This window comes from Caulobacter sp. GW821-FHT10A10, from assembly GCF_059415745.1.
This window is the reverse complement of sequence record NZ_JBWKNV010000008.1, coordinates 159,187-177,407: the sequence shown is the minus strand read 5'-3', so window position 1 is coordinate 177,407 and position 18,221 is coordinate 159,187. Positions and strand designations below refer to the sequence as shown.

20 protein-coding genes are annotated in these 18,221 nt (G+C 67.8%); 8 read left to right on the top strand and 12 right to left on the bottom strand.

Annotation, left to right across the window (positions count from 1 at the left end):
• Nucleotides 1–282: 282 nt before the first annotated feature.
• From guaA to AC07NS_RS21565, 7 genes are all read right to left on the bottom strand, one after another.
• Entirely contained in the window at nucleotides 283–1,842 is a 1,560-nt protein-coding gene (guaA, locus tag AC07NS_RS21595; RefSeq protein ID WP_494606592.1) for a glutamine-hydrolyzing GMP synthase, read from the bottom strand.
• Nucleotides 1,843–1,873: 31 nt separating this feature from the next.
• Nucleotides 1,874–3,151, bottom strand: coding sequence for an RsmB/NOP family class I SAM-dependent RNA methyltransferase (locus tag AC07NS_RS21590; RefSeq protein WP_494606590.1), 1,278 nt, complete (start codon nucleotides 3,149–3,151; stop codon nucleotides 1,874–1,876).
• A gap of 4 nt (nucleotides 3,152–3,155) precedes the next feature.
• Entirely contained in the window at nucleotides 3,156–3,551 is a 396-nt protein-coding gene (locus AC07NS_RS21585; RefSeq protein ID WP_494606588.1) for an MAPEG family protein, read from the bottom strand.
• A gap of 3 nt (nucleotides 3,552–3,554) precedes the next feature.
• On the bottom strand, nucleotides 3,555–5,018 hold the full coding sequence (gene guaB, locus AC07NS_RS21580) for an IMP dehydrogenase (protein ID WP_494606586.1): 1,464 nt from the start codon (nucleotides 5,016–5,018) through the stop codon (nucleotides 3,555–3,557).
• Between the two features lie 132 nt (nucleotides 5,019–5,150).
• A complete protein-coding gene (locus AC07NS_RS21575) occupies nucleotides 5,151–5,354 on the bottom strand; it encodes a hypothetical protein (RefSeq protein ID WP_487289482.1) in 204 nt (67 codons plus the stop codon).
• 293 nt (nucleotides 5,355–5,647) lie between these two features.
• Nucleotides 5,648–6,355, bottom strand: a complete 708-nt coding sequence (locus AC07NS_RS21570) for an RlmE family RNA methyltransferase (protein ID WP_494606584.1) — start codon at nucleotides 6,353–6,355, stop codon at nucleotides 5,648–5,650.
• The gene (locus AC07NS_RS21565) at nucleotides 6,352–7,473 is read right to left on the bottom strand and encodes a Ppx/GppA phosphatase family protein (RefSeq protein ID WP_494606582.1); all 1,122 of its coding nucleotides are present in this window, start codon (nucleotides 7,471–7,473) and stop codon (nucleotides 6,352–6,354) included. Before AC07NS_RS21565 ends, AC07NS_RS21570 begins: the two co-directional genes overlap by 4 nt.
• A 160-nt stretch (nucleotides 7,474–7,633) precedes the next feature.
• On the opposite strand from AC07NS_RS21565, the gene hspQ reads away from it, so the two are divergent.
• Both hspQ and phhA read left to right on the top strand, forming a co-directional pair.
• The gene (hspQ, locus tag AC07NS_RS21560) at nucleotides 7,634–7,963 is read left to right on the top strand and encodes a heat shock protein HspQ (protein WP_494606580.1); all 330 of its coding nucleotides are present in this window, start codon (nucleotides 7,634–7,636) and stop codon (nucleotides 7,961–7,963) included.
• An 81-nt stretch (nucleotides 7,964–8,044) separates the two neighbouring features.
• Complete coding sequence (phhA, locus tag AC07NS_RS21555) at nucleotides 8,045–8,920, top strand: phenylalanine 4-monooxygenase (RefSeq protein WP_494606578.1); 876 nt, start codon at nucleotides 8,045–8,047, stop codon at nucleotides 8,918–8,920.
• A 90-nt stretch (nucleotides 8,921–9,010) separates the two neighbouring features.
• On the opposite strand, the gene AC07NS_RS21550 is transcribed toward phhA, so the two are convergent.
• On the bottom strand, nucleotides 9,011–9,742 hold the full coding sequence (locus AC07NS_RS21550) for a TlyA family RNA methyltransferase (protein ID WP_494606576.1): 732 nt from the start codon (nucleotides 9,740–9,742) through the stop codon (nucleotides 9,011–9,013).
• A 25-nt stretch (nucleotides 9,743–9,767) separates the two neighbouring features.
• Complete coding sequence (locus AC07NS_RS21545) at nucleotides 9,768–10,109, bottom strand: (2Fe-2S) ferredoxin domain-containing protein (RefSeq protein ID WP_233245263.1); 342 nt, start codon at nucleotides 10,107–10,109, stop codon at nucleotides 9,768–9,770.
• Nucleotides 10,110–10,209: 100 nt separating this feature from the next.
• Between AC07NS_RS21545 and AC07NS_RS21540 the strand changes: the two genes are divergently transcribed.
• Nucleotides 10,210–10,539 (top strand): hypothetical protein, encoded by a 330-nt coding sequence (locus AC07NS_RS21540; protein WP_110120265.1) that lies wholly within the window; start codon nucleotides 10,210–10,212, stop codon nucleotides 10,537–10,539.
• Between the two features lie 744 nt (nucleotides 10,540–11,283).
• On the opposite strand, the gene AC07NS_RS21535 is transcribed toward AC07NS_RS21540, so the two are convergent.
• From AC07NS_RS21535 to AC07NS_RS21525, 3 genes are read right to left on the bottom strand one after another with little or no spacing between them, the layout of a single operon-like run.
• Complete coding sequence (locus AC07NS_RS21535; RefSeq protein ID WP_494606574.1) at nucleotides 11,284–11,736, bottom strand: NUDIX domain-containing protein; 453 nt, start codon at nucleotides 11,734–11,736, stop codon at nucleotides 11,284–11,286.
• A gap of 5 nt (nucleotides 11,737–11,741) precedes the next feature.
• The gene (locus AC07NS_RS21530; protein ID WP_494606572.1) at nucleotides 11,742–12,773 is read right to left on the bottom strand and encodes a phospholipase C/P1 nuclease family protein; all 1,032 of its coding nucleotides are present in this window, start codon (nucleotides 12,771–12,773) and stop codon (nucleotides 11,742–11,744) included.
• A 17-nt stretch (nucleotides 12,774–12,790) separates the two neighbouring features.
• Complete coding sequence (locus AC07NS_RS21525; protein WP_494606571.1) at nucleotides 12,791–13,378, bottom strand: glutathione S-transferase family protein; 588 nt, start codon at nucleotides 13,376–13,378, stop codon at nucleotides 12,791–12,793.
• A 189-nt stretch (nucleotides 13,379–13,567) separates the two neighbouring features.
• Between AC07NS_RS21525 and AC07NS_RS21520 the strand changes: the two genes are divergently transcribed.
• From AC07NS_RS21520 to AC07NS_RS21500, 5 genes are all read left to right on the top strand, one after another.
• A complete protein-coding gene (locus AC07NS_RS21520; RefSeq protein ID WP_492856147.1) occupies nucleotides 13,568–14,059 on the top strand; it encodes a 3D domain-containing protein in 492 nt (163 codons plus the stop codon).
• A gap of 190 nt (nucleotides 14,060–14,249) precedes the next feature.
• Entirely contained in the window at nucleotides 14,250–14,657 is a 408-nt protein-coding gene (locus AC07NS_RS21515) for a response regulator transcription factor (protein ID WP_494606569.1), read from the top strand.
• On the top strand, nucleotides 14,654–15,736 hold the full coding sequence (locus AC07NS_RS21510; protein ID WP_494606567.1) for a YaiO family outer membrane beta-barrel protein: 1,083 nt from the start codon (nucleotides 14,654–14,656) through the stop codon (nucleotides 15,734–15,736). Before AC07NS_RS21515 ends, AC07NS_RS21510 begins: the two co-directional genes overlap by 4 nt.
• Nucleotides 15,737–16,780 carry a HEAT repeat domain-containing protein gene (locus tag AC07NS_RS21505; protein WP_494606565.1) on the top strand — a complete coding sequence of 348 codons (1,044 nt, stop codon included), beginning with the start codon at nucleotides 15,737–15,739 and terminating at the stop codon, nucleotides 16,778–16,780.
• A gap of 2 nt (nucleotides 16,781–16,782) precedes the next feature.
• Nucleotides 16,783–18,216 carry a glycosyltransferase family 2 protein gene (locus tag AC07NS_RS21500; protein ID WP_494606563.1) on the top strand — a complete coding sequence of 478 codons (1,434 nt, stop codon included), beginning with the start codon at nucleotides 16,783–16,785 and terminating at the stop codon, nucleotides 18,214–18,216.
• Nucleotides 18,217–18,221 lie beyond the last annotated feature (5 nt).

Sequence of the window (18,221 nt, the reverse complement as noted above, 5' to 3'; positions counted from 1 at the left end):
GCGATGATCTCGGTCAACGGCGCCCTCGCCCATCGACGCCCCGGATCAAGGTGCGTCCGCTCGCGCCAGACCATCAGCTTCGAAAAGCCGGGGATCTCGACCGGTTGCCTGCCTTTGCACGCCACAGCACGACACCGCCGGGAAGCCGCTTGCAAGGGCTACAAGCGAGCTTCCCTACGGATCACGAGGCCCCCTGGACGCGAGAATGGCATTCGCAGGGATGACCAAAGCGCCCCCCTGGACGACGGATTCAGATCCGGCGGATGCGGTATTTTCTTACCGCTATTCCCACTCGATCGTGCCGGGCGGCTTGCTGGTCACGTCGTAGACGACGCGGTTGACGCCTCGGACTTCATTGATGATCCGGGTGGCGGTTTTGCCGAGGATTTCCCAGGGGAATTCGAAGAAGTCGGCGGTCATGCCGTCGGTCGAGGTCACCGCGCGCAAAGCCAGGACGTTCTCATAGGTGCGGGCGTCGCCCATAACGCCGACCGTCTTGACGGGCAGCAGCACGGCGAAGGCCTGCCAGATCTTGTCGTAGAGGCCGGCGTTGCGGATCTCTTCGAGGTAGATGGCGTCGGCGTCCTGCAGGACCTTGACCTTCTCGGGCGTGATCTCGCCCGGGATGCGGATGGCCAGACCCGGGCCGGGGAACGGGTGGCGGCCGACGAAGGCGGGGGCCAAGCCCAGCTCGACGCCCAGGGCGCGGACCTCGTCCTTGAAGAGCTCGCGCAGGGGCTCGACCAGCTTGAGCTTCATGTAGTCGGGCAGGCCGCCGACGTTGTGGTGGCTCTTGATGACGGCCGAGGGGCCGCCGCGGGCCGAGACGCTCTCAACGACGTCGGGATAGAGCGTGCCCTGGGCCAGGAACTGCGCGCCGTCGATCTTGGCGGCTTCCTTGTCGAAGACGTCGATGAACAGCTTGCCGATGGTCTTGCGCTTGGTCTCCGGGTCGGAAACGCCGGCCAGTTCACCCAGGAACAGGTCGCCGGCGTCCACATGGACCAGCGGGATGTTGTAGTGGTCACGGAACAGGGTGACGACCTGGTCGGCCTCGTTCTTGCGAAGAAGGCCGGTGTCGACGAAGACGCAGGTCAGCTGGGCGCCGATGGCTTCGTGGATCAGCACGGCGGCCACCGAGCTGTCGACGCCGCCCGACAGGCCGCAGATCACCTTGCCGTCGCCGACCTGGTCACGGATCTTCTGGACCATCTCCTGGCGGAAGGCGGCCATGGTCCAGTCGCCCTTCAGGCCGGCCAGGGCCAGGAAGTTCTTGTAGATCTGGGGGCCGTTGACCGTGTGGTAGACCTCGGGGTGGAACTGCAGCGCGTAGATCTTCTTGGCGTCGTTGGCGATGGCGGCGAAGGGCGCGCCGTTCGAGGTGCCCACCACCTCGAAGCCCTCGGGGATGGCGGTGACGCGGTCGCCGTGGCTCATCCAGACGGTTTCCAGCTCGCCGACGCCAGCCAGGCCCTGGAACAGCGGGCTGGTTTTGCCGATGGTCAGCTCGGCGCGGCCGAACTCGCCGGCGTGGCCGCCCTCGACCTTGCCGCCCAGCACGTCGCACAGCAGTTGCTGGCCGTAGCAGATGGCCAGAAGCGGCAGGCCCAGGTCGAACAGCTTGCGGCCGATGCGGGGGCTGTCGGCCTCCAGCACGCTGGCCGGGCCGCCCGACAGGATGATGGCCGAAGGCTGGTAGTCGTCGACGAGTTCTTCGGCCTTGTCGAACGGATGGATCTCGCAATAGACGCCGGCCTCGCGCACCCGGCGCGCGATCAGCTGGGTCACCTGGCTGCCGAAGTCGACGATCAGGACGCGCTGGTGGTGGGGTTCGGTGGTCATCGGGCGGGTCTCCAGCGGTCGTATGCGTCGATCAGGGGGCGTAGGTGGAGCGCTGCAGCACGGCGGCGAAAAAGCCGTCCGTACCGGCGCGGTGCGGGGTGAGGCGCAGATAGCCTTCCGGGGTCACATGGGTGACGCCGTCGAGGGCGATCGGCTTGACGGTGAATTCGGGGTGGCGCTCGAGGAAGGCCGCGACGCGGTCCTCGTTCTCCTCGGTCAGCAGCGAACAGGTGACGTAGACCATGCGGCCGCCGGCCTTCACGAAGGTCGAGGCGTCCTCCATGACGCTGTCCTGCTCGATCTGGCGCTTGGCCAATTGGTCGGGCGACAGACGCCATTTCGCATCAGGGTGACGCCGCCAGGTGCCGGCGCCGGTGCAAGGGGCGTCGACGAAGACGACGTCGATCTTGCCTTCCAGGCCCTTCAGCGGCTGAGCCTCGATCGGCGAACGGATCTGCAGGTTGCGGACCCCTGCCCTCTGGCCGCGACGGATGGTGTCGGCCAGGCGGCGGGCGTCGCTGTCATGGGCGAAGATCTGGCCGCTATTGCCCATGGCGGCTGCCAGGGCGAGCGTCTTGCCCCCACCGCCGGCGCAGAAGTCGAGCACCTGCTTGCCCTTGACCTCGCCGGCCACGGCGGCGGCGATCTGCGAGCCCAGGTCCTGGACCTCGAACCAGCCCTTGGAGAAGGCCGGCACGGCCTCGACCGAAGGCGTGCGATCGGCCGCGGCGGGCGTGGGAATGCGGAAGGCGTTGGGCAGGATGCCGGCCGGAGCGGCGTTGATCGGCGCCAGGGCCTTGGCGCCGCGCTCGGCGTCGGTCTTCAGGGTGTTGATGCGCAGGTCGACCGGAGCGCGCTCAGACAGAGCGGCCATCTCGGCGACTTGGTCGGCGCCCAGGGCGCGGGCCAGATGCGGTTCGAGCCAGTCGGGATAGTCACCGGCCACCGGCGCGGGCGCGCCGTCCAGCGAGACGGGATCCTTCAGGCGGGCCTGCTCGGTCTCGGAAAGCGCGCCGAAGCCGTGTTCTTCCGAAGCGGCTTCTGCGATGCGCTCGGCCGGCCACTTCCAGACGAAGGCCAGGACGCCGAGCACGACGCCGCGCGCGGCGGGATCGCCCATCGCCCAACCCAGCGAGCGCTTGCGACGCAGGGCGTCGAGCACGAGGCCCGAAACGAAGGCCCGGTCCTTGGAGCCGGCGTAGCGCGCGGCCTCGCCCCAGCGCTTGAGCGCCATCTTCACCGGAAAATGCCGCGTCTCGATCTCGGTCAGAACCTCGATCGCCGCGGAAACCCGTCCTCCGTCACGCATGGAGCTAAATCACCAACGCCAGAAGGACCAAGCCCAAGCCCGCCATAGAGGCGACCCAGACCAGGCTGCGAACGACCGGCACGCCGAACGCATAGAGAAAGATGTAGACCGCCCGGGCGCCGACATAGAGCGCGGTTCCGGCGACGGTCAGCGCGCCGAGCCGGCCACCCAGATAGGCGACCAGCACGGCGGCGACGAAGAACGCGAAGGTCTCGCGGAAGTTGGCGAAGGCCCTTTCGAGCCGTCCGGCCATGCCGGTCAGCACGACCGGCGTCTCCCGCGAGCCGACATTCCACTTCAAGCCGCGCTGGGGCTGGGCCGCCGCGCTGGCCCACAGAAGGTGGACCAGCCCGATGACGACCGCCGCCGCCAGCATCTTCAGCTCGAAGGCCATCTGCATGGCCTAGACCGCGCTCGGATAGTTCGGAGCTTCGCGCGTGATCATCACGTCGTGGACGTGGCTTTCACGCAGGCCCGCGCCCGTGATCCGCACGAAGCGCGCGCGCTCCTGCAGTTCCGCGATCGTGGGAGCGCCGACATAGCCCATGGCCGCCCGCAGGCCGCCGACCAGCTGGTGCAGCACCGGGGCGATCGGACCCTTGAACGGGGTCTGGCCCTCGATGCCTTCCGGCACCAGCTTGAAGCTGTCGGTCACTTCCTTCTGGAAGTAGCGGTCGGCCGAGCCGCGGGCCATGGCGCCCACCGAGCCCATGCCGCGATAGCTCTTGTACGAGCGGCCCTGGTACAGGAACACCTCGCCCGGCGCCTCTTCGGTGCCGGCGAACATCGAGCCCATCATGGCGGTCGAAGCGCCCGCGGCGATGGCCTTGGCCAGGTCGCCCGAGAACTTGATGCCGCCGTCGGCGATCACCGGCACGCCGCTCTCGCGACCGGCGCGGACGGCTTCCATGATCGCGGTCAGCTGCGGCACGCCCACGCCCGCGACGATGCGGGTGGTGCAGATCGAGCCCGGGCCGATGCCCACCTTCACCGCGTCGGCGCCGGCGTCAATAAGAGCGCGGGCGGCGTCGTAGGTGGCGATGTTGCCGGCCACGATCTGGACGCGGTTGGCTTCGCGCTTCAGGCGCGAGACGGCCGCGGCGACCTGGCTGGAGTGGCCGTGGGCGGTGTCGATGACGACGACGTCGACGCCGGCGTCCACCAGGCCCATCGAACGTTCGAAGCCGGCGTCGCCGACTGTCGAGGCCGCGCCGACCAGCAGGCGGCCCTTGTCGTCCTTAGCGGCCAGGGGGTGAGCCTGGGCCTTCTCGATGTCCTTCACCGTGATCAGGCCGACGGCGCGGTAGGCGTCATCGACGACGATCAGGCGTTCGATCTTGTGCTTGCGCAGCAGCTCACGGGCTTCGCGGCTATCGACGCCCTCGCCCACCGTGATCAGGTTCTCGCGGGTCATCAGCGCCGAGGCCGGGACGCTGGCGTCGCCCTCGAAGCGCATGTCGCGGTTGGTCAGGATGCCGACCAGCTTGCCCGTCTCGCGCTCGACCACCGGGAAGCCCGAGATCTTGCGGCGGGCCGTGATCTCGCGGACCTCGGCCAGGGTGGTGTCGGGGTGGATGGTCAGCGGGTTGATGACCATGCCGCTTTCGTACCGCTTCACCTCGCGGACGTGGTCGGCCTGCTCCTCGTTGGAGAGGTTGCGGTGCAGGATGCCCAGACCGCCGGCCTGCGCCATGGCGATGGCGAGGCGGCTTTCGGTGACCGTGTCCATGGCGGCGGACACGAGCGGGATGTTCAGACTGATTTCACGCGTGAACTTGGTCTCGGTCGTCACTTGCGTCGGCATGACGTCGGACGGACCAGGTTCGAGCAAAACGTCGTCGAAGGTGAGCCCTTCGCGAATCTCCATCGGATTCTCCATTTTGCGGCGCGGGTATAGTCGCGAGGCGGGCGTTTGTCGACCCGCCCGGAGCCGGAAATGGAGATGATTTTCTGGAACAGAAGCCGGGAAGGAACGGCTCGCCCCTCCCCGGCCGCCGGATCACTTCACCGGCTTGGCGCCCGGCGTGCCGCACTTGGCGAACTTGCCCTTGGCGTCCTTGCACTTGACCGGCTTGGCCGGCGCGGCGGCGGCCGGGCATTTGATGAACTTGCCCTTCGCATCCTTGCAGGGAGCGGCCATGGCGCCGCCGGCAGCGGAAACGGCGAAGGCGACAGCGAGCGCGGTGACGAGCGAACGGGTCATGGGGAGATATCCAGTCTGGCGAGCGCGGGGGATACGCTCACGCCGAGATCACACCCACGCGAAAGCCAGAGCAAGATCACCCAGGGCTGCAAGCTCCAGTATTTTCGAAGCAAATCCCGAAAACACAACCTAAAAGAAAGTCTCTATAAACATTCCCGAAAGACGCGTCGGAAACATCGCGGCGGCGCAATACTCGAGTCCACTCGCCGGAACATTCTCACCGATCGACGCAAACCCAGCACGAGAGCCGATTGAAGCAGACACTCGGTCAGGCGGCGCGACGACTCAGCTGATCAGCGTCCCTTGAAGCCTGTCGCCACGAGGAAGACCTCGGAGCTGTCCTGGCGGCTGGCCTTGGGCTTGAAATGCTGGACCTTCTCGAAGTGCTTCTTCAGGCGGGCGATGACCTCGGAGGTCTCGCCGCCCTGGAAGGCCTTTGCGACGAAGGCGCCGCCGGGACGCAGGGTCTCGATGGCGAATTCCGCGCCGATCTCGATCAGGCCGACGATGCGCAGGTGATCGGTCTCGCGATGGCCGACGGTGTTCGGAGCCATGTCCGACATGACGAGGTCCGGCGCGCCGCCCAGCAGCTCGATCAGCTTGGGCGGACAGGCCGGGTCGGTGAAGTCCATCTCGATGATGTGAGCCGGCTCGACCGGATCAACGTGCAGCAGGTCGACGCCGACCAGCTGGGTCACGCCGCGCTCGACCGCGATCTGCAGCCAGCCGCCGGGCGCGCAGCCGAGGTCGATGACCCGCGCGCCTTTCTTGAAGAAGCGGAACTTCTCGTCGATCTCGCTGATCTTGAAGGCGGCGCGGCTGCGATAGCCGAGCGCCCGGGCCTTGGCCGAGAACGGATCGTTGATCTGGCGCTCCAGCCAGGCCTGCTGGCTGGGCGTGCGGCCGTCGGCGGTCTTCAGGCGCGCGGGCTTGGCGCGGCCGTCGGCGTTGCCGCCCGTGGGCGGCTTGACCATCCGGCGTCTGGGGGGCTCGTCGTTCATGCGTTCACCGTTCGGGCCGAACCGGCTCCGCCGCGCCGCCGACGGCGGGGGCGCTTCTGCCGATCCGACATCAGAGACATCAGGAGCCCCTCTCTAAGCCCTCGGTCGGCGACTCGCACGCGCGAACATGGCCAAAGCTCTTGAACGGCTTGAAGAATGGCCGCGCCGGCCAGAACCAGGTCGGCGCGATCGGCCCCGATGCAGGGTTCCAGCGCCCGCTCCTTGGCGGTCAGTTGCAGCAAGCGGTCGGCGGCGGCCTCGCAGTCGGTTCGCTGCATCCACAGCCCATCGACGACGTTGCGGTCGTAGCGCGGCAAGCCGAGGTGCAGCCCGGCCAGGCTGGTGATCGCGCCGGAGGTGCCGACCAGGTGGGCCCGGCCGGCGTCGAAGGTCTTGCGCATCGGGGCGGCGTGCGGAAAGGCCGCGATCTTGGACTTCACTTCCTCGACCATGGCCCGGAACCAGCCGTCGTCGGCCCGCTCGCCCTCGGGGAAGCGCTCGGCCAGGGTGACGACGCCGATCGGGATCGAAAGCCAGGCGCGGATCGGCAGCTTCCAGGCCTCGAACTGACGCGGCTTGGCGTCGAGCCCGCCGGCCTTGAGATCGACCCAGGACAGCTCGGTCGAGCCGCCGCCCACATCGACGACCAGCGCCGCGTCGGCCTGGCGGTCGAACAGGCTCATGCAGCCGGCGACCGACAGCTGCGCCTCTTCGCGCGGGGTGATGATCTGGAGCCGCAGACCGGTCTCCTCGGCCACGCGGCGGACGAATTCGGTTCCATTGGAGGCGCCGCGGCAGGCCTGGGTGGCCACGGCCTTGACCCGGATCGCCTTGCGGCGGCGGATCTTCTCGGCGCAGACCTTGAGGGCGGCCATCGACCGCTCCATCGCCGCGTCGGACAGCTGGCCTGTCTGGGAAAGCCCCTCGCCCAGCCGGACGATGCGGGAATAGGCTTCGACGACGCGGAAACCGCGCGGAGAAGGCGTCGCCACCAGCAGGCGGCAGTTGTTGGTTCCGAGATCGAGCGCCGCGTAACACGGCTGCTCGCCCGGAGGCCGGCGTCGTTCCCGGCCGTCCTGGGCCTGGGATGCGCCGGGCGCTCTCGGCGCCTCCGACATGGTCTTTCCACCTTGTCTCGCAGGCGATTCGTGACGAACCGCCTCACTTCGTCGCCGACCATAGCAATCGAGTTCGCCTCTCGGAAGCATGGCGTTGCGCGACAATGGGCGTCGTTTACGTTCAGGATTCAGTCAGGAGACTCGTCGTAATCTCTTCATCATGAACGAGAGACTCGCCAAATTCGCGATCGGCCAGATCGTCAAGCACCGCATCTTCCCTTTCCGGGGTGTGGTGTTCGACGTCGACCCCGTGTTCGCCAATACGGACGAGTGGTGGGAGTCGATCCCCGAGGACATCCGGCCGTCCAAGGACCAGCCGTTCTACCACCTGCTGGCCGAGAACGACGACAACACCTACGTCGCCTATGTCTCCGAGCAGAACCTGCTGGCAGACGAGACCGGCGAGCCCGTGCACCATCCGCAAGCCGCGCTGATCTTCGAGTCCTTCGATCACGGCGCCTACAAGCTTCGCCCCCGGATCTCGCACTGACAGGCATGCCTATCCGCCCACATGGCGGTTGCGCGCAAAAATCGAACGGAACTTGCCGCTGAGCGGGCGTAACGTCGTTTCATGAGCGCAGACGGTTTCAGCGGCGGGCTGCCCCCAGGGGGGCGGCCCGATTGGACGATCGATCAGGGCTGGGAAGCCTATAGCCAGGCCGAACACGACGTCTGGATCACCCTCTACGAACGCCAGGCCGAGGTGCTGCAGGGCCGCGCCTGCGACGAGTTCCTGCGCGGCCTCGACGCCCTGGACCTGCACCGCACCGGGATTCCCGACTTCAATCGCATCAACGAGGAGCTCCAGCGCCTGACCGGCTGGAGCGTTGTGGCCGTGCCGGGCCTGGTGCCCGACGACGTGTTCTTCGACCATCTGGCCAATCGCCGCTTCCCGGCCGGCCAGTTCATCCGCAAGCCGCACGAGCTGGACTACCTGCAGGAGCCGGACGTCTTCCACGACGTGTTCGGCCACGTGCCGATGCTGACCGATCCGGTCTTCGCCGACTACATGCAGGCCTATGGCAAGGGCGGCCAGCGGGCGCTGGGCCTGGGGCGGCTGGCCAATCTGGCGCGGCTGTACTGGTACACGGTCGAGTTCGGACTGATGGCGACGCCGGCGGGTCTGCGGATCTATGGCGCGGGCATCGTCTCGTCGCGGACGGAGTCAATCTTCGCCCTGGAAGACCCCTCCCCCAACCGCATCGGTTTCGACCTGGAGCGGGTGATGCGCACCCCCTACCGCATCGACGACTTCCAGCAGGTCTATTTCGTCATCCCGTCGATCCAGACCTTGCAGGAAGTGACCCTGCGCGACTTCGCCGCGCTCTACGAGCGGCTGGCCGGCGCGCGCGACATCGGCATCGCCGAGATCGTCGGCGGCGACCAGGTGCTGACGCGGGGCAGCCAAGCCTATGCGACGGCCGGCGGACGACTGGCCTCGGCCTAGTGCCGCTCTTTTTGCAAACTCCAATTTCATCGTCATCCCGGCCGCAGCGAAGCCCAGACCCGGGATGACGAATTTGGGCGAGCCCTGGGATTAACCCTTCACCGCCCAGAGCAGCTTCTCGACCTGCCCCTCGCCGCCGGCGATCGGGCTGTCGGCATGCTCGCGGACCGTCCAGCCGGACGCCTCCAGGAACGCCGACACCCGCTCGACGCAGGCGGCGATGATCTCGGGATCCTTGACCAGGCCGCCCTTGCCGACGTTCTCGCGGCCGGCCTCGAACTGCGGCTTGACCAGGGCGACGAGGTCAGCGCCGGGCCCGGCCAGAGCCAAGGCCGCCGGCAGCGCCTTTTCCAGCGAGATGAAGCTGACGTCGGTGACCACGAGGTCGACGCCGTCCGGCGCGTGCTCGACGGTCAGGGCGCGGGCGTCGAGCGGCGACAGGTCCTCGACGCGGGGATCGGCCTTGAGGCTCGCATGCAGCTGGTCGCGGCCGACGTCGACGGCCAGGACGCGGGCCGCGCCCTTCGACAGCAGCACCTCGGTGAAGCCACCGGTCGAGGCGCCGACATCGATGGCGATCCGGCCATCGACGGTGACGGGCCATAGCTCCAAGGCGCGGACCAGCTTCAGGGCGCCGCGACCGACCCAGGGATGGGCGGCCTCGGCGATGATCTCGGCGTCCTCGGCGATAGCCTCGGAGGCCTTGGCCACGACCTTGCCGTCGGCCGTGACGCGGCCGGCCTCGATGGCGGCGCACGCCTTGGCGCGGCTGTCGAACAGGCCCTTCTCGACCAGCAGGATATCGGCGCGTTTGCGGCTCATGGCGCGCCTGATAGCAGACTCGGCTTCAGGCGGCTTCAGCGTCGTTGGCGGCGAGACCCAGGCGCGCGGTGACGGCGTCCATCGGCGCGCCGCGCGGAACGACGACCCATTCGCGCGGCCGTGAGGCGTTGACGGCGACCACGGCGTCCTTGGGGCAGACGTCGAAGCAATCGACCTCGATCACCGCCAGCGGCGCCTTGCGATCCTTGCCCTTGCCGCCGCCGGAGGCCTTGCGCAGGGCCTTGGCGAAGCTCTGCTCGCCGCCCTTGCCGAAGCCGCCGTCCAGCTTGCGCGAGCACTTGCGACAGACGAGGACCACCTCGTTCCAGTCGGCGCGTACGCGCTTGATCGGCCTATCCTTGCTCACCCGAGCCTCGTTGTGTTCGGACGCCCAGCCCGAGCCTTGGACATGGGAAGTCCCGGCGTGAAGTGCTAGAGACGCCCGCTTCAACGCTTCGGAGGCCGTCATGGTCCGCAATCTCAAGGGCAAGCTCGCGCCGCCCGCCGCCGACCCGACCGCCGCCGAGGACCTGGCCTGGTTCGCCGCCAAGGCCGACCGCGCCTTCCGCCTGCGCGACCCGGCCCCGCTGGAGTTCGGCCCGCTGGGCGATCCGGGCGACGGCTTCAGCTGGCGCGTGCTGGTGGCCCGCCTGCCCGACGGCGGTCGCCTGCGCCTGCCGATCTCCCTGGCCTGGGACCTGCACAACGACCACGCCAAGGACCAGCACCTGTCGATGCTGTTCGACCAGGTCGCCCCGGCCGAGGCCAAGGCCCTGCTGAAGAAGAAGGCGAACTAGGCGGCAGGTTGAATATCAAGGTCGAAAAATGGATTATCGCGCACAATCAATCTGAGACTGGCACGAGCTATGACAAAACGACTGCTCCTCGGCGAAAAGGAGGTCGAAGCCCTCGACGCCGAAGAAACAAGTTTGACACTAAAGATCGATCAGAACGATCTTACATTTCAACCCATAGCAACATTCATTGCAGCCATAGCCAGCTTTTCGGCCCTCACAGAGGCCTATAACTCTCCAGATCAAATCGCACGACCGTGGCGCATCGAAGATACAGCAACCCTCGATTCCGTGGCGAGCAAAACTCGACTAACCTGCGCCCCTCGCGATTTGTTGATGCGGTTCGTCCGAAACTGGCTTCCCGAAACCATCCAATTCCAGTGCTCACCAATCGAATTAATCCCCCCCACAGCCCCCATCGACATGGGACCATGCAGGCCCTTTTCTATTTGGCCTAAGTCAAGCCATGTTTACTGCATTTTACGAGAATAGTGTAGATAGAATTTACTCAACTTACGGCAAAAAGCGAAGCGATTACGAAAATTGGCCAACAGTATGGAATTTTGGCCGCGTTATCCGCAACGCACTTTCACATGGAGGCGACCTCGAAATTCGCTTCCCCACGACAGTACAGTGGCACAACACAAAATACACTGAGGCGGATCATGGGCGAAAGGTATTTTTCGCCGATATATGGCCCGGAGACCTAATTCTACTTATGAATGAAATGGAACAAGCGCTGCCACGCTAAATAAAACCCTTCCGCATCCACGCCGCGACCGCCCAGGAGTGAGCGTCGTGGCGCAGGGCGACGACGGCGTCGCGGGGATCCAGCCAGACCAGCTTGTGGTCGTCCTCGACCTTGAGGTCGGGGCGTTCGCCGATCGCTTTGACGGCGTAGATTCCGCCATAGTTCCGCACCGGCTGGCCGTCGGACTTCAGGAACGGCTGGGAGACGTCGACCACGCGCGCGCCGACCTCGACGACGAGACCCGTCTCCTCGCCGAACTCGCGGACCAGGGCCTCGCCCTCGGTTTCGTCACCGTCGACGGCGCCGCCCGGCAGGTCGAAATAGGGCGCCTTGCCGGGCTTGGTCACTTCGACCAGGGCGATCCGCCCCTGCGTGTCCTCGGCGATGCCGAAGGCGGCGTGACGGTCCTGGTAGGCCAGGGACGCGTCGGGGGCGTAGAACGCGATCAAGGATGTCAGTCCTTGCCGAACAGGTCGTTCCACGGATCGGCCTTGCCGGACTCGACGTCGGCGACGCTGATCTCGGGGCGATAGCCGATCTTGCCGTTGGCGCTGGCCTTCCAGGCCATGGTCACGACGTCGCGCAGCTCGGCGGCGCCGGCGGCCAGACGGGCGTCGACGAAGGCCTTGGCGCGCGGATCGGTCTCGACCATGCCGCCGGCCTTTTCCAGCTGGTACAGCGGCTCGGTCTGCTTCCAGGTCGTGGTCAGGTAGCCGACCATGCGGGTCTCGATGCTGCAGGCGCAGTCGACCGGGGCCGGCATCAGCGCCTTGACCTCGTCGTCCTTGGCCACGGCCTTGACCAGCGGCCCTTCGAAGGCGCCGTGGGTGCCCTTGCTCTGGGTGTAGTTGTTGGGGTTCGGATAGTCGCCCCAGCCGTTGTAGTGCACGCTCATGTGCAGCGGCTGGCTGCCGTCGCCGATATAGTGGGCCCAGACGCCCAGGTCGCGCAGCAGCAGCTCCTCGCGGCGCTTAAGGTCGGCGGCGTACCAGGCCTTCTTCTGGGCGTCGGTGGTCGCCTTCTCGGCCGCCACCAGGATGCGCCAGTAGGTGAAGTCCTTCACCAGCTGCTGGTAGCCGTCGATGATGGCGTACGGCAGATAGCCGGCCTTCCAGCTGTCCTGGCCGGCGGCGCGCAGGGCGGTCTCGTAGTCGGCGCGGGTGGCCGGCATGGTCTCGACCGTGAACTTCGGCCCGCCGAACATGCGGCCTTCGTCGTCGAGATCCAGGAAGTGGGCGGCGTCGCGGTCGGCGTCGTGCACCTTGCCCGAGCCCTTCCAGCGGTCCGGCTCGCGGGCGTATTCACCGATGGCGGCCACGCCGTAGGGGCTGCGCACGAAGGCCGGCACGTCTTCCGGCAGGGTCGAGGCGCCGAGCACGCCGACCATGCGGTGGCCAGAGGCGCCCCAGGCCAGGGCCGATTGAGCCGGTGCAGCCAGGGCGGCGGCGAGGACGAGAATCTTGACGGTGGAAGACGGCGACGTCATGCGCGCTCCGAGGCGTTTCAATCGATGCCGAGGGCCGTCTCGATGCGGCCCACCCAGGCCTTGACGGCCGGATAGCGCGACAGATCGAAACCGCCCTCGTGGGCGACACGGGTGTAGGCCACCAGCGCGATGTCCGCCAGGGTCAGGCGGTCGCCGACCAGGAAACCGCTGCCGGAAAGGCCGTTTTCCAGGCGCGCCAGGGCCGCGTGACCGCGCTCGACGATCTTCCCGTCCAGCGACTCGGCCGGCTTGCCCATGTAGGCGACCTGGAACCTGGCCACCGCGACATAGGGCTCGTGGCTGTACTGCTCCCAGAACAGCCACTCGTACATCTTGGCCTTGAGGTAGGGATCGGCCGGGATCAGCACCGAGCCCTCGGCCAGATGCAGCATGATGGCGTTGGACTGGGCCAGGGCGCGGCCGTCCTCGAGGATCACCGCGGGCACCTGCCCGGCCGGGTTCATGGCCAGGAAGCCCTCGGTGCGCGACTCGCCCTTGAGGATGTCGACCTCGATCCATTCGTAGGGAAGACGCAGGCGCTCGGCGGTCCACTTCACCTTCAGGCAGTTGCCCGACTTACCGTCGCCGAAGATCCGCAGCGTCATTCCGTCGCCCTCCCTCACTTTTCAAACGGCGCGCTAAACGATTGAATTTTCAACCGAGTTCCGAGCTTGATCAGAAGTTTTCATCCGATTCCGGCCCATTTGGGCGGTTTTAAGCGGGTTGTCACGGAGCCGTGATCGGCTTAAGGAGACCGCCGAACCGACAGATACGCCGATAAGAGGACAACCTCGATGCGACGCACGCTCGCCGGAATTTTGGCCTTCATGGCCATGTTCGCCGCCCTCCCCGCCGCCGCGGGTCCTGACTCCGAGCGCAAGGACCCCCTGGGCGAACTGATCGCCGGCGCCCTCACCGGCAGCCTGCCCGGCTCGATCGAATACAAGATGAAGGCGACGCTCTACCACGCCGGCGCCCGGGGCATCCGAGCCCTCGACAGCCTCGGCTGCAAGGTGGTGGCCATGCGCACCCTGGCGGTCGACACCAAGGTGATCCCGCGCCGCACCGTGGTCTTCATCAAGGAAACCGTCGGCCTGCCGATGCCCAACGGCGAAAAGCACGACGGCTACTGGTACGCCTCCGACATCGGCGGGGCGATCAAGGGCAACAAGATCGACATGTTCAGCGGCCAAGGCGCCGGCTCGATGAAGCCGCTGGCGGACCTGAACCTCGCCAACCTCTCGGTGACCAAGGTCGGCGAGTTCAAGGGCTGCCCGCCCGAATAGGCTTCGGCCTTTTTCCGACAATTTCTCGATGACGCCGGCGCTTTACGCGCCGGCTTCGTTTGCGCGCCTGACGCGCAACGCCGCCCCGGTTAACCAAACGCGCGATGTTCGCGCTGGCCTCGCGCGCGGTTCTGAACCACTCTGGATAGGTGCTCTTCGACTCCCCTATAGCTAAGCTTGCAGGCATGGCATGGCATCGAGGCGATCCGATAGTAACCAAGCGTCCTCGCCTTCGGTCCTGATAGCGGACGACGACGCCCTGCTCCGGGAGATCCTGGAGCACAAGCTCAGCATGGCCGGCTACGAGGTGAGCGTCTTCGAGGACGGCCGCGCCGTGCTGGAGGCGGCCCGGACCGCGCGGCCGCAGGTCGTGGTGCTGGACGGCATGATGCCGATCATCGACGGCTTCGAGGTGCTGCGGCGGATGAAGGGCGACGACGCCCTGCGCGACATCCCCGTGGTCATGCTGACGGCCCTCAAGGGTCGAAACGACATCGTCACGGCCTTGAACCTCGGCGCCGCCGACTACCTGCCCAAGCCGTTCGATCCGGACGAGCTGCTGGCGCGGCTGTTCCGCATCGCCCCGGTGGCCGCGTGATCGAGGCGGTCCAGGAAGCCCAGGAAACCCAGACGGCCGATCCCGCCTACGCCTCGGCGGTGGCGGCGCGTCAGGCCGGACGCACGGGCGAGGCGATCGCCGCCTTCGACCAGCTGTCCAGGCAGCGCCCCAAGGACCCCGACGTCTGGCTGAACCTTGGCCTCTCGCGGATGGCCGCCCAGCGCTACGCCGAGGCCGACCGGGCCTTCGAGACCACCCTCGCCCTGGCCCCCGACTATCGCGACGCCCGCATCGCCTACGCCCGCTCGGCGCTGTTCGCCGGACGCCCCGAACTGGCCAGGCGTCGACTCACACCGCTGCTGGCCGCCGGCGACGATGCGGAGGCCCGCGCGCTCGACCAGCAGATCTCCGCCACCCTGGCCATGCCGGGCGAGCCGAGCTGGCGGCTGGACGTCGCCTATGCCCGCAGCGAACTCAGCCAGGACCTGGGTCACTGGAGTTCGGCCACCCTCGCCCTCTCCCGCCGCATCGATCCGCGCACGACGATCGGCGGCTCCATCGAGCACACCGAGCGGTTCGGCGTCTCGGATACCTATGGCGAGGTGCTGGCGGCGCACACCTTCTCGCCGCGCTGGGATGGTTTCATCGCCGTCGGCGGCGCGCCGGACGCCGACTATCGGCCGGAGTTCACCGTACGGGCCGGCGGCTCGGCCGGGCTGCGGACGACCGGAACCTTCCGGGCGCGGCTGGGCCTGGACGGCGTCTGGTCGCGCTACGCGGTCGGCGAGGTCAAGAGCCTGCAGCCCTATCTGGTGCTGGCGGCCGGGCCGGTGTCACTGACGGCCCGCTCTATCAACACCGAGGACGAGCGCGGCAAGCATCAGTCCGGCTACACCCTGAACGGCGAATGGGCGGCGACCGAGCGCCTGCGCCTGCGCTTGGGCTGGGCCGACGCGCCGGAAAGCGCCGACGGCGCCACCGTGCCGGTCGAGGCCGTGTCGGCCGGGGTCGCCTTCGACCTTGCGCCGCGCTGGACGGTGCAGATCGCCGGCGCCCACGAGAAGCGCACGGCCTATGACCGCGACGAGATCGGCGTCGCCGTCACCCGACGGTTCTAGATGTCGTCGCTGACGCTGATCTGGGTCGTCGCCCTCGTCCTGATCGCCGGGGCGCTGACCTGGATGAGCGCGCTGATCGTCGCGCGGCTTTTCAAGGAGGCCGGCGCGGCCGATCGCGCCAGCGAACGCCGGATCATCATCCAGGCCCTCTCCGGTCTGCTGCGCGGCCAGGCCGAGGCGGCGGACGAACTGGGCCGGTTCGTGCGGCGGCCGGAAGTGCTGGCCGAGGCCATACTCGACTTCCAGGGCATGATCCGCGGCGCCGACCAGGATCGCGCCATGGCCGCGCTCAAGCGGCTGGGCCTCGTCGCCGCCCTGGAGAAGCGCGCGACCCGCGGATCGCGCGACGAACGTCTGACCAGCGTCGAGGCCCTGGCCGCCCTGGGCGGCGAGGAAGCCAAGGCCGCTCTGCGCCGCGCCATCGGTTCCAAGGATCCGAACGTGCGGATGGCGGCCGTGAAGGGCCTGGCGGCGGTTGGAGCGCCGCCCTCGGCCTCGCGCCTGCTCGACTATGCGGGTTCGGGCGAGCTGGCGCCCTCGCGGGTCTATGCTGAACTGATGCGCCAGGCGGTGGCTGCCCGGCCGGCCGACGGCCTGCTGGCGCTCGACCGCCAGGGCCTGACGCCGCTGATGCGGGCGCTGCTGCTCGACGCCCTGGGCCGCTCGGGCGCCTACGAGGCGGTGCCGGCGCTGGCGGCGGCGGCGAGCGATCCCGATCTCGACGTGCGCACGGCGGCCGTGCGAGGCCTTGGCCGGCTGCAACACCCCGCCGCCGCCGCGCCCCTGACCGCCGCGCTCACCGACGAGGCCTGGACAGTTCGCGCCGCCGCCGCCGAGGCGGTCGGGGCCGCGGGACTGGCCAAGCTCGCGGCCCCGATGGCCGCGCTTCTGGATGATCCGGAATGGTGGGTGCGCTTCCGGGCCGGCGACGCCCTTGGAAAGCTGGGCAAGACCGGTCGCGCCCTGCTGGAGGCCGTCGCCGGAGACGATACGCGCCCCGTGGCCCAACGGGCGGCCGAGCGCGCCTTGGCGGAGGGCGCCTGACCATGCTGCCCGAACTGGAGGTCCTGGCTCTCGTCGTCGTCCGCTTCGCCGAGACCATCGCCTGGGCGGTGATCGCCACCGGCCTGCTGCAGAACGCGCTCTATCTCTACCAGCTGATCCTGGCGGCCCGTGCGCTGTCGCAGGCCCCGCCGGTCAACCAGGCCGCCCTGCTCTGGCGGCGCTACGCCGAGGCCGCCCCGCCGATCACCCTGATGGCCCCGGCCTATAACGAGGCCCTGACCATCGTCGAAAGCGTGCGCTCGCTGCTGGCCCTGCAATACCCCCACTTCGAGGTCGTGGTGGTCAATGACGGCTCCAAGGACGAAACCCTGCAGGTGCTGATCGACGCCTTCGAGCTGCATCCCGTCGAGCGCCACTACGACCTGGCCGCCTCGTGCCAGCGCATCCGCGGCCTCTACGCCGCCGCCAACCAGCCGCGCCTGCTGGTGGTCGACAAGGACAACGGCGGCAAGGCCGACGCCCTGAACGCGGCCATCAACCTGTCGCGCTCGCCGATCGTCTGCTCGATGGACGCCGACTCCCTGCTGGAGGTCGACGCCCTGCTGCGAGCGGTGGCGCCGTTCGTCGAGGATCCCGATCGCACGGTGGCCGTGGGCGGCACGATCCGCATCGCCAATGGCTGCAAGATCTCGTTCGGGCGGGTGGTCGAGGTGGGCGTCCCGAAGAACCTGCTGGCCCGCTTGCAGACCGTCGAATATCTGCGCGCCTTCCTGATGGCCCGCCTGGCCTGGAGCCGCATCTCGGCCCTGACCATCATCTCCGGCGCCTTCGGCCTGTTCCGCCGCCAGGCCGTGCTCGACGTCGGCGGCTACAGCCACGGCACGGTCGGCGAGGACATGGAGCTGGTGGTCAAGCTGCACAAGCACTACCGCCGCCTGGGCAAACCCTATCGCGTGGCCTTCACGCCCGAGCCGGTGTGCTGGACCGAAGCGCCCGAGACCATGGCCGTGCTGTCGCGCCAGAGGGCGCGCTGGCATCGCGGGGCGCTGGAGACCTTCTTCCGGCACAGGGACATGATCCTGAATCCGCGCTATGGCCGGATCGGGCTGATCGGTTTCGGCCACATCCTGGTGGTCGACGTGCTAGGGCCGCTGATCGAGATCTTCGGCTACGTGCTGATCCCGGCCTTCTGGCTGCTGGGCGTGCTGGACGTCGACTACCTGTGGGCGCTGCTGGCCGTGACCTTCGGCTTCGGCATCGTCATCAGCGTCGGCGCCCTGGCGCTGGAGGAGACCGAGCTGCGGCGTTTTCCCAACGCCCGCAGTCTCGCCGTGCTGATGGGCGCGGCGATCCTGGAGAACTTCGGCTATCGCCAGATCAACAACTTCTGGCGGCTGCGCGGCACCTGGCAGTTCCTGACCGGGGCCCAGGGCTGGGGCAAGATGACCCGCAAGGGCTTCTCGTCCAGCGCCTGAACCTC

What these genes read in the sequence shown, in the direction of transcription:
- AC07NS_RS21525 (WP_494606571.1), bottom strand. Translation starts at nt 13,378, where the DNA reads ATGACGCTGCGGATCTTCGGCGACGGTAAGTCGGGCAACTGCCTGAAG.
- AC07NS_RS21585 (WP_494606588.1), bottom strand. Translation starts at nt 3,551, where the DNA reads ATGCAGATGGCCTTCGAGCTGAAGATGCTGGCGGCGGCGGTCGTCATC.
- AC07NS_RS21515 (WP_494606569.1), top strand. Translation starts at nt 14,250, where the DNA reads ATGGCATCGAGGCGATCCGATAGTAACCAAGCGTCCTCGCCTTCGGTC.
- AC07NS_RS21550 (WP_494606576.1), bottom strand. Translation starts at nt 9,742, where the DNA reads ATGAGCCGCAAACGCGCCGATATCCTGCTGGTCGAGAAGGGCCTGTTC.
- AC07NS_RS21520 (WP_492856147.1), top strand. Translation starts at nt 13,568, where the DNA reads ATGCGACGCACGCTCGCCGGAATTTTGGCCTTCATGGCCATGTTCGCC.
- AC07NS_RS21500 (WP_494606563.1), top strand. Translation starts at nt 16,783, where the DNA reads ATGCTGCCCGAACTGGAGGTCCTGGCTCTCGTCGTCGTCCGCTTCGCC.
- hspQ (WP_494606580.1), top strand. Translation starts at nt 7,634, where the DNA reads ATGAACGAGAGACTCGCCAAATTCGCGATCGGCCAGATCGTCAAGCAC.
- guaA (WP_494606592.1), bottom strand. Translation starts at nt 1,842, where the DNA reads ATGACCACCGAACCCCACCACCAGCGCGTCCTGATCGTCGACTTCGGC.
- AC07NS_RS21570 (WP_494606584.1), bottom strand. Translation starts at nt 6,355, where the DNA reads ATGAACGACGAGCCCCCCAGACGCCGGATGGTCAAGCCGCCCACGGGC.
- AC07NS_RS21530 (WP_494606572.1), bottom strand. Translation starts at nt 12,773, where the DNA reads ATGACGTCGCCGTCTTCCACCGTCAAGATTCTCGTCCTCGCCGCCGCC.
- phhA (WP_494606578.1), top strand. Translation starts at nt 8,045, where the DNA reads ATGAGCGCAGACGGTTTCAGCGGCGGGCTGCCCCCAGGGGGGCGGCCC.
- AC07NS_RS21565 (WP_494606582.1), bottom strand. Translation starts at nt 7,473, where the DNA reads ATGTCGGAGGCGCCGAGAGCGCCCGGCGCATCCCAGGCCCAGGACGGC.
- AC07NS_RS21575 (WP_487289482.1), bottom strand. Translation starts at nt 5,354, where the DNA reads ATGACCCGTTCGCTCGTCACCGCGCTCGCTGTCGCCTTCGCCGTTTCC.
- guaB (WP_494606586.1), bottom strand. Translation starts at nt 5,018, where the DNA reads ATGGAGATTCGCGAAGGGCTCACCTTCGACGACGTTTTGCTCGAACCT.
- AC07NS_RS21540 (WP_110120265.1), top strand. Translation starts at nt 10,210, where the DNA reads ATGGTCCGCAATCTCAAGGGCAAGCTCGCGCCGCCCGCCGCCGACCCG.
- AC07NS_RS21590 (WP_494606590.1), bottom strand. Translation starts at nt 3,151, where the DNA reads ATGCGTGACGGAGGACGGGTTTCCGCGGCGATCGAGGTTCTGACCGAG.
- AC07NS_RS21505 (WP_494606565.1), top strand. Translation starts at nt 15,737, where the DNA reads ATGTCGTCGCTGACGCTGATCTGGGTCGTCGCCCTCGTCCTGATCGCC.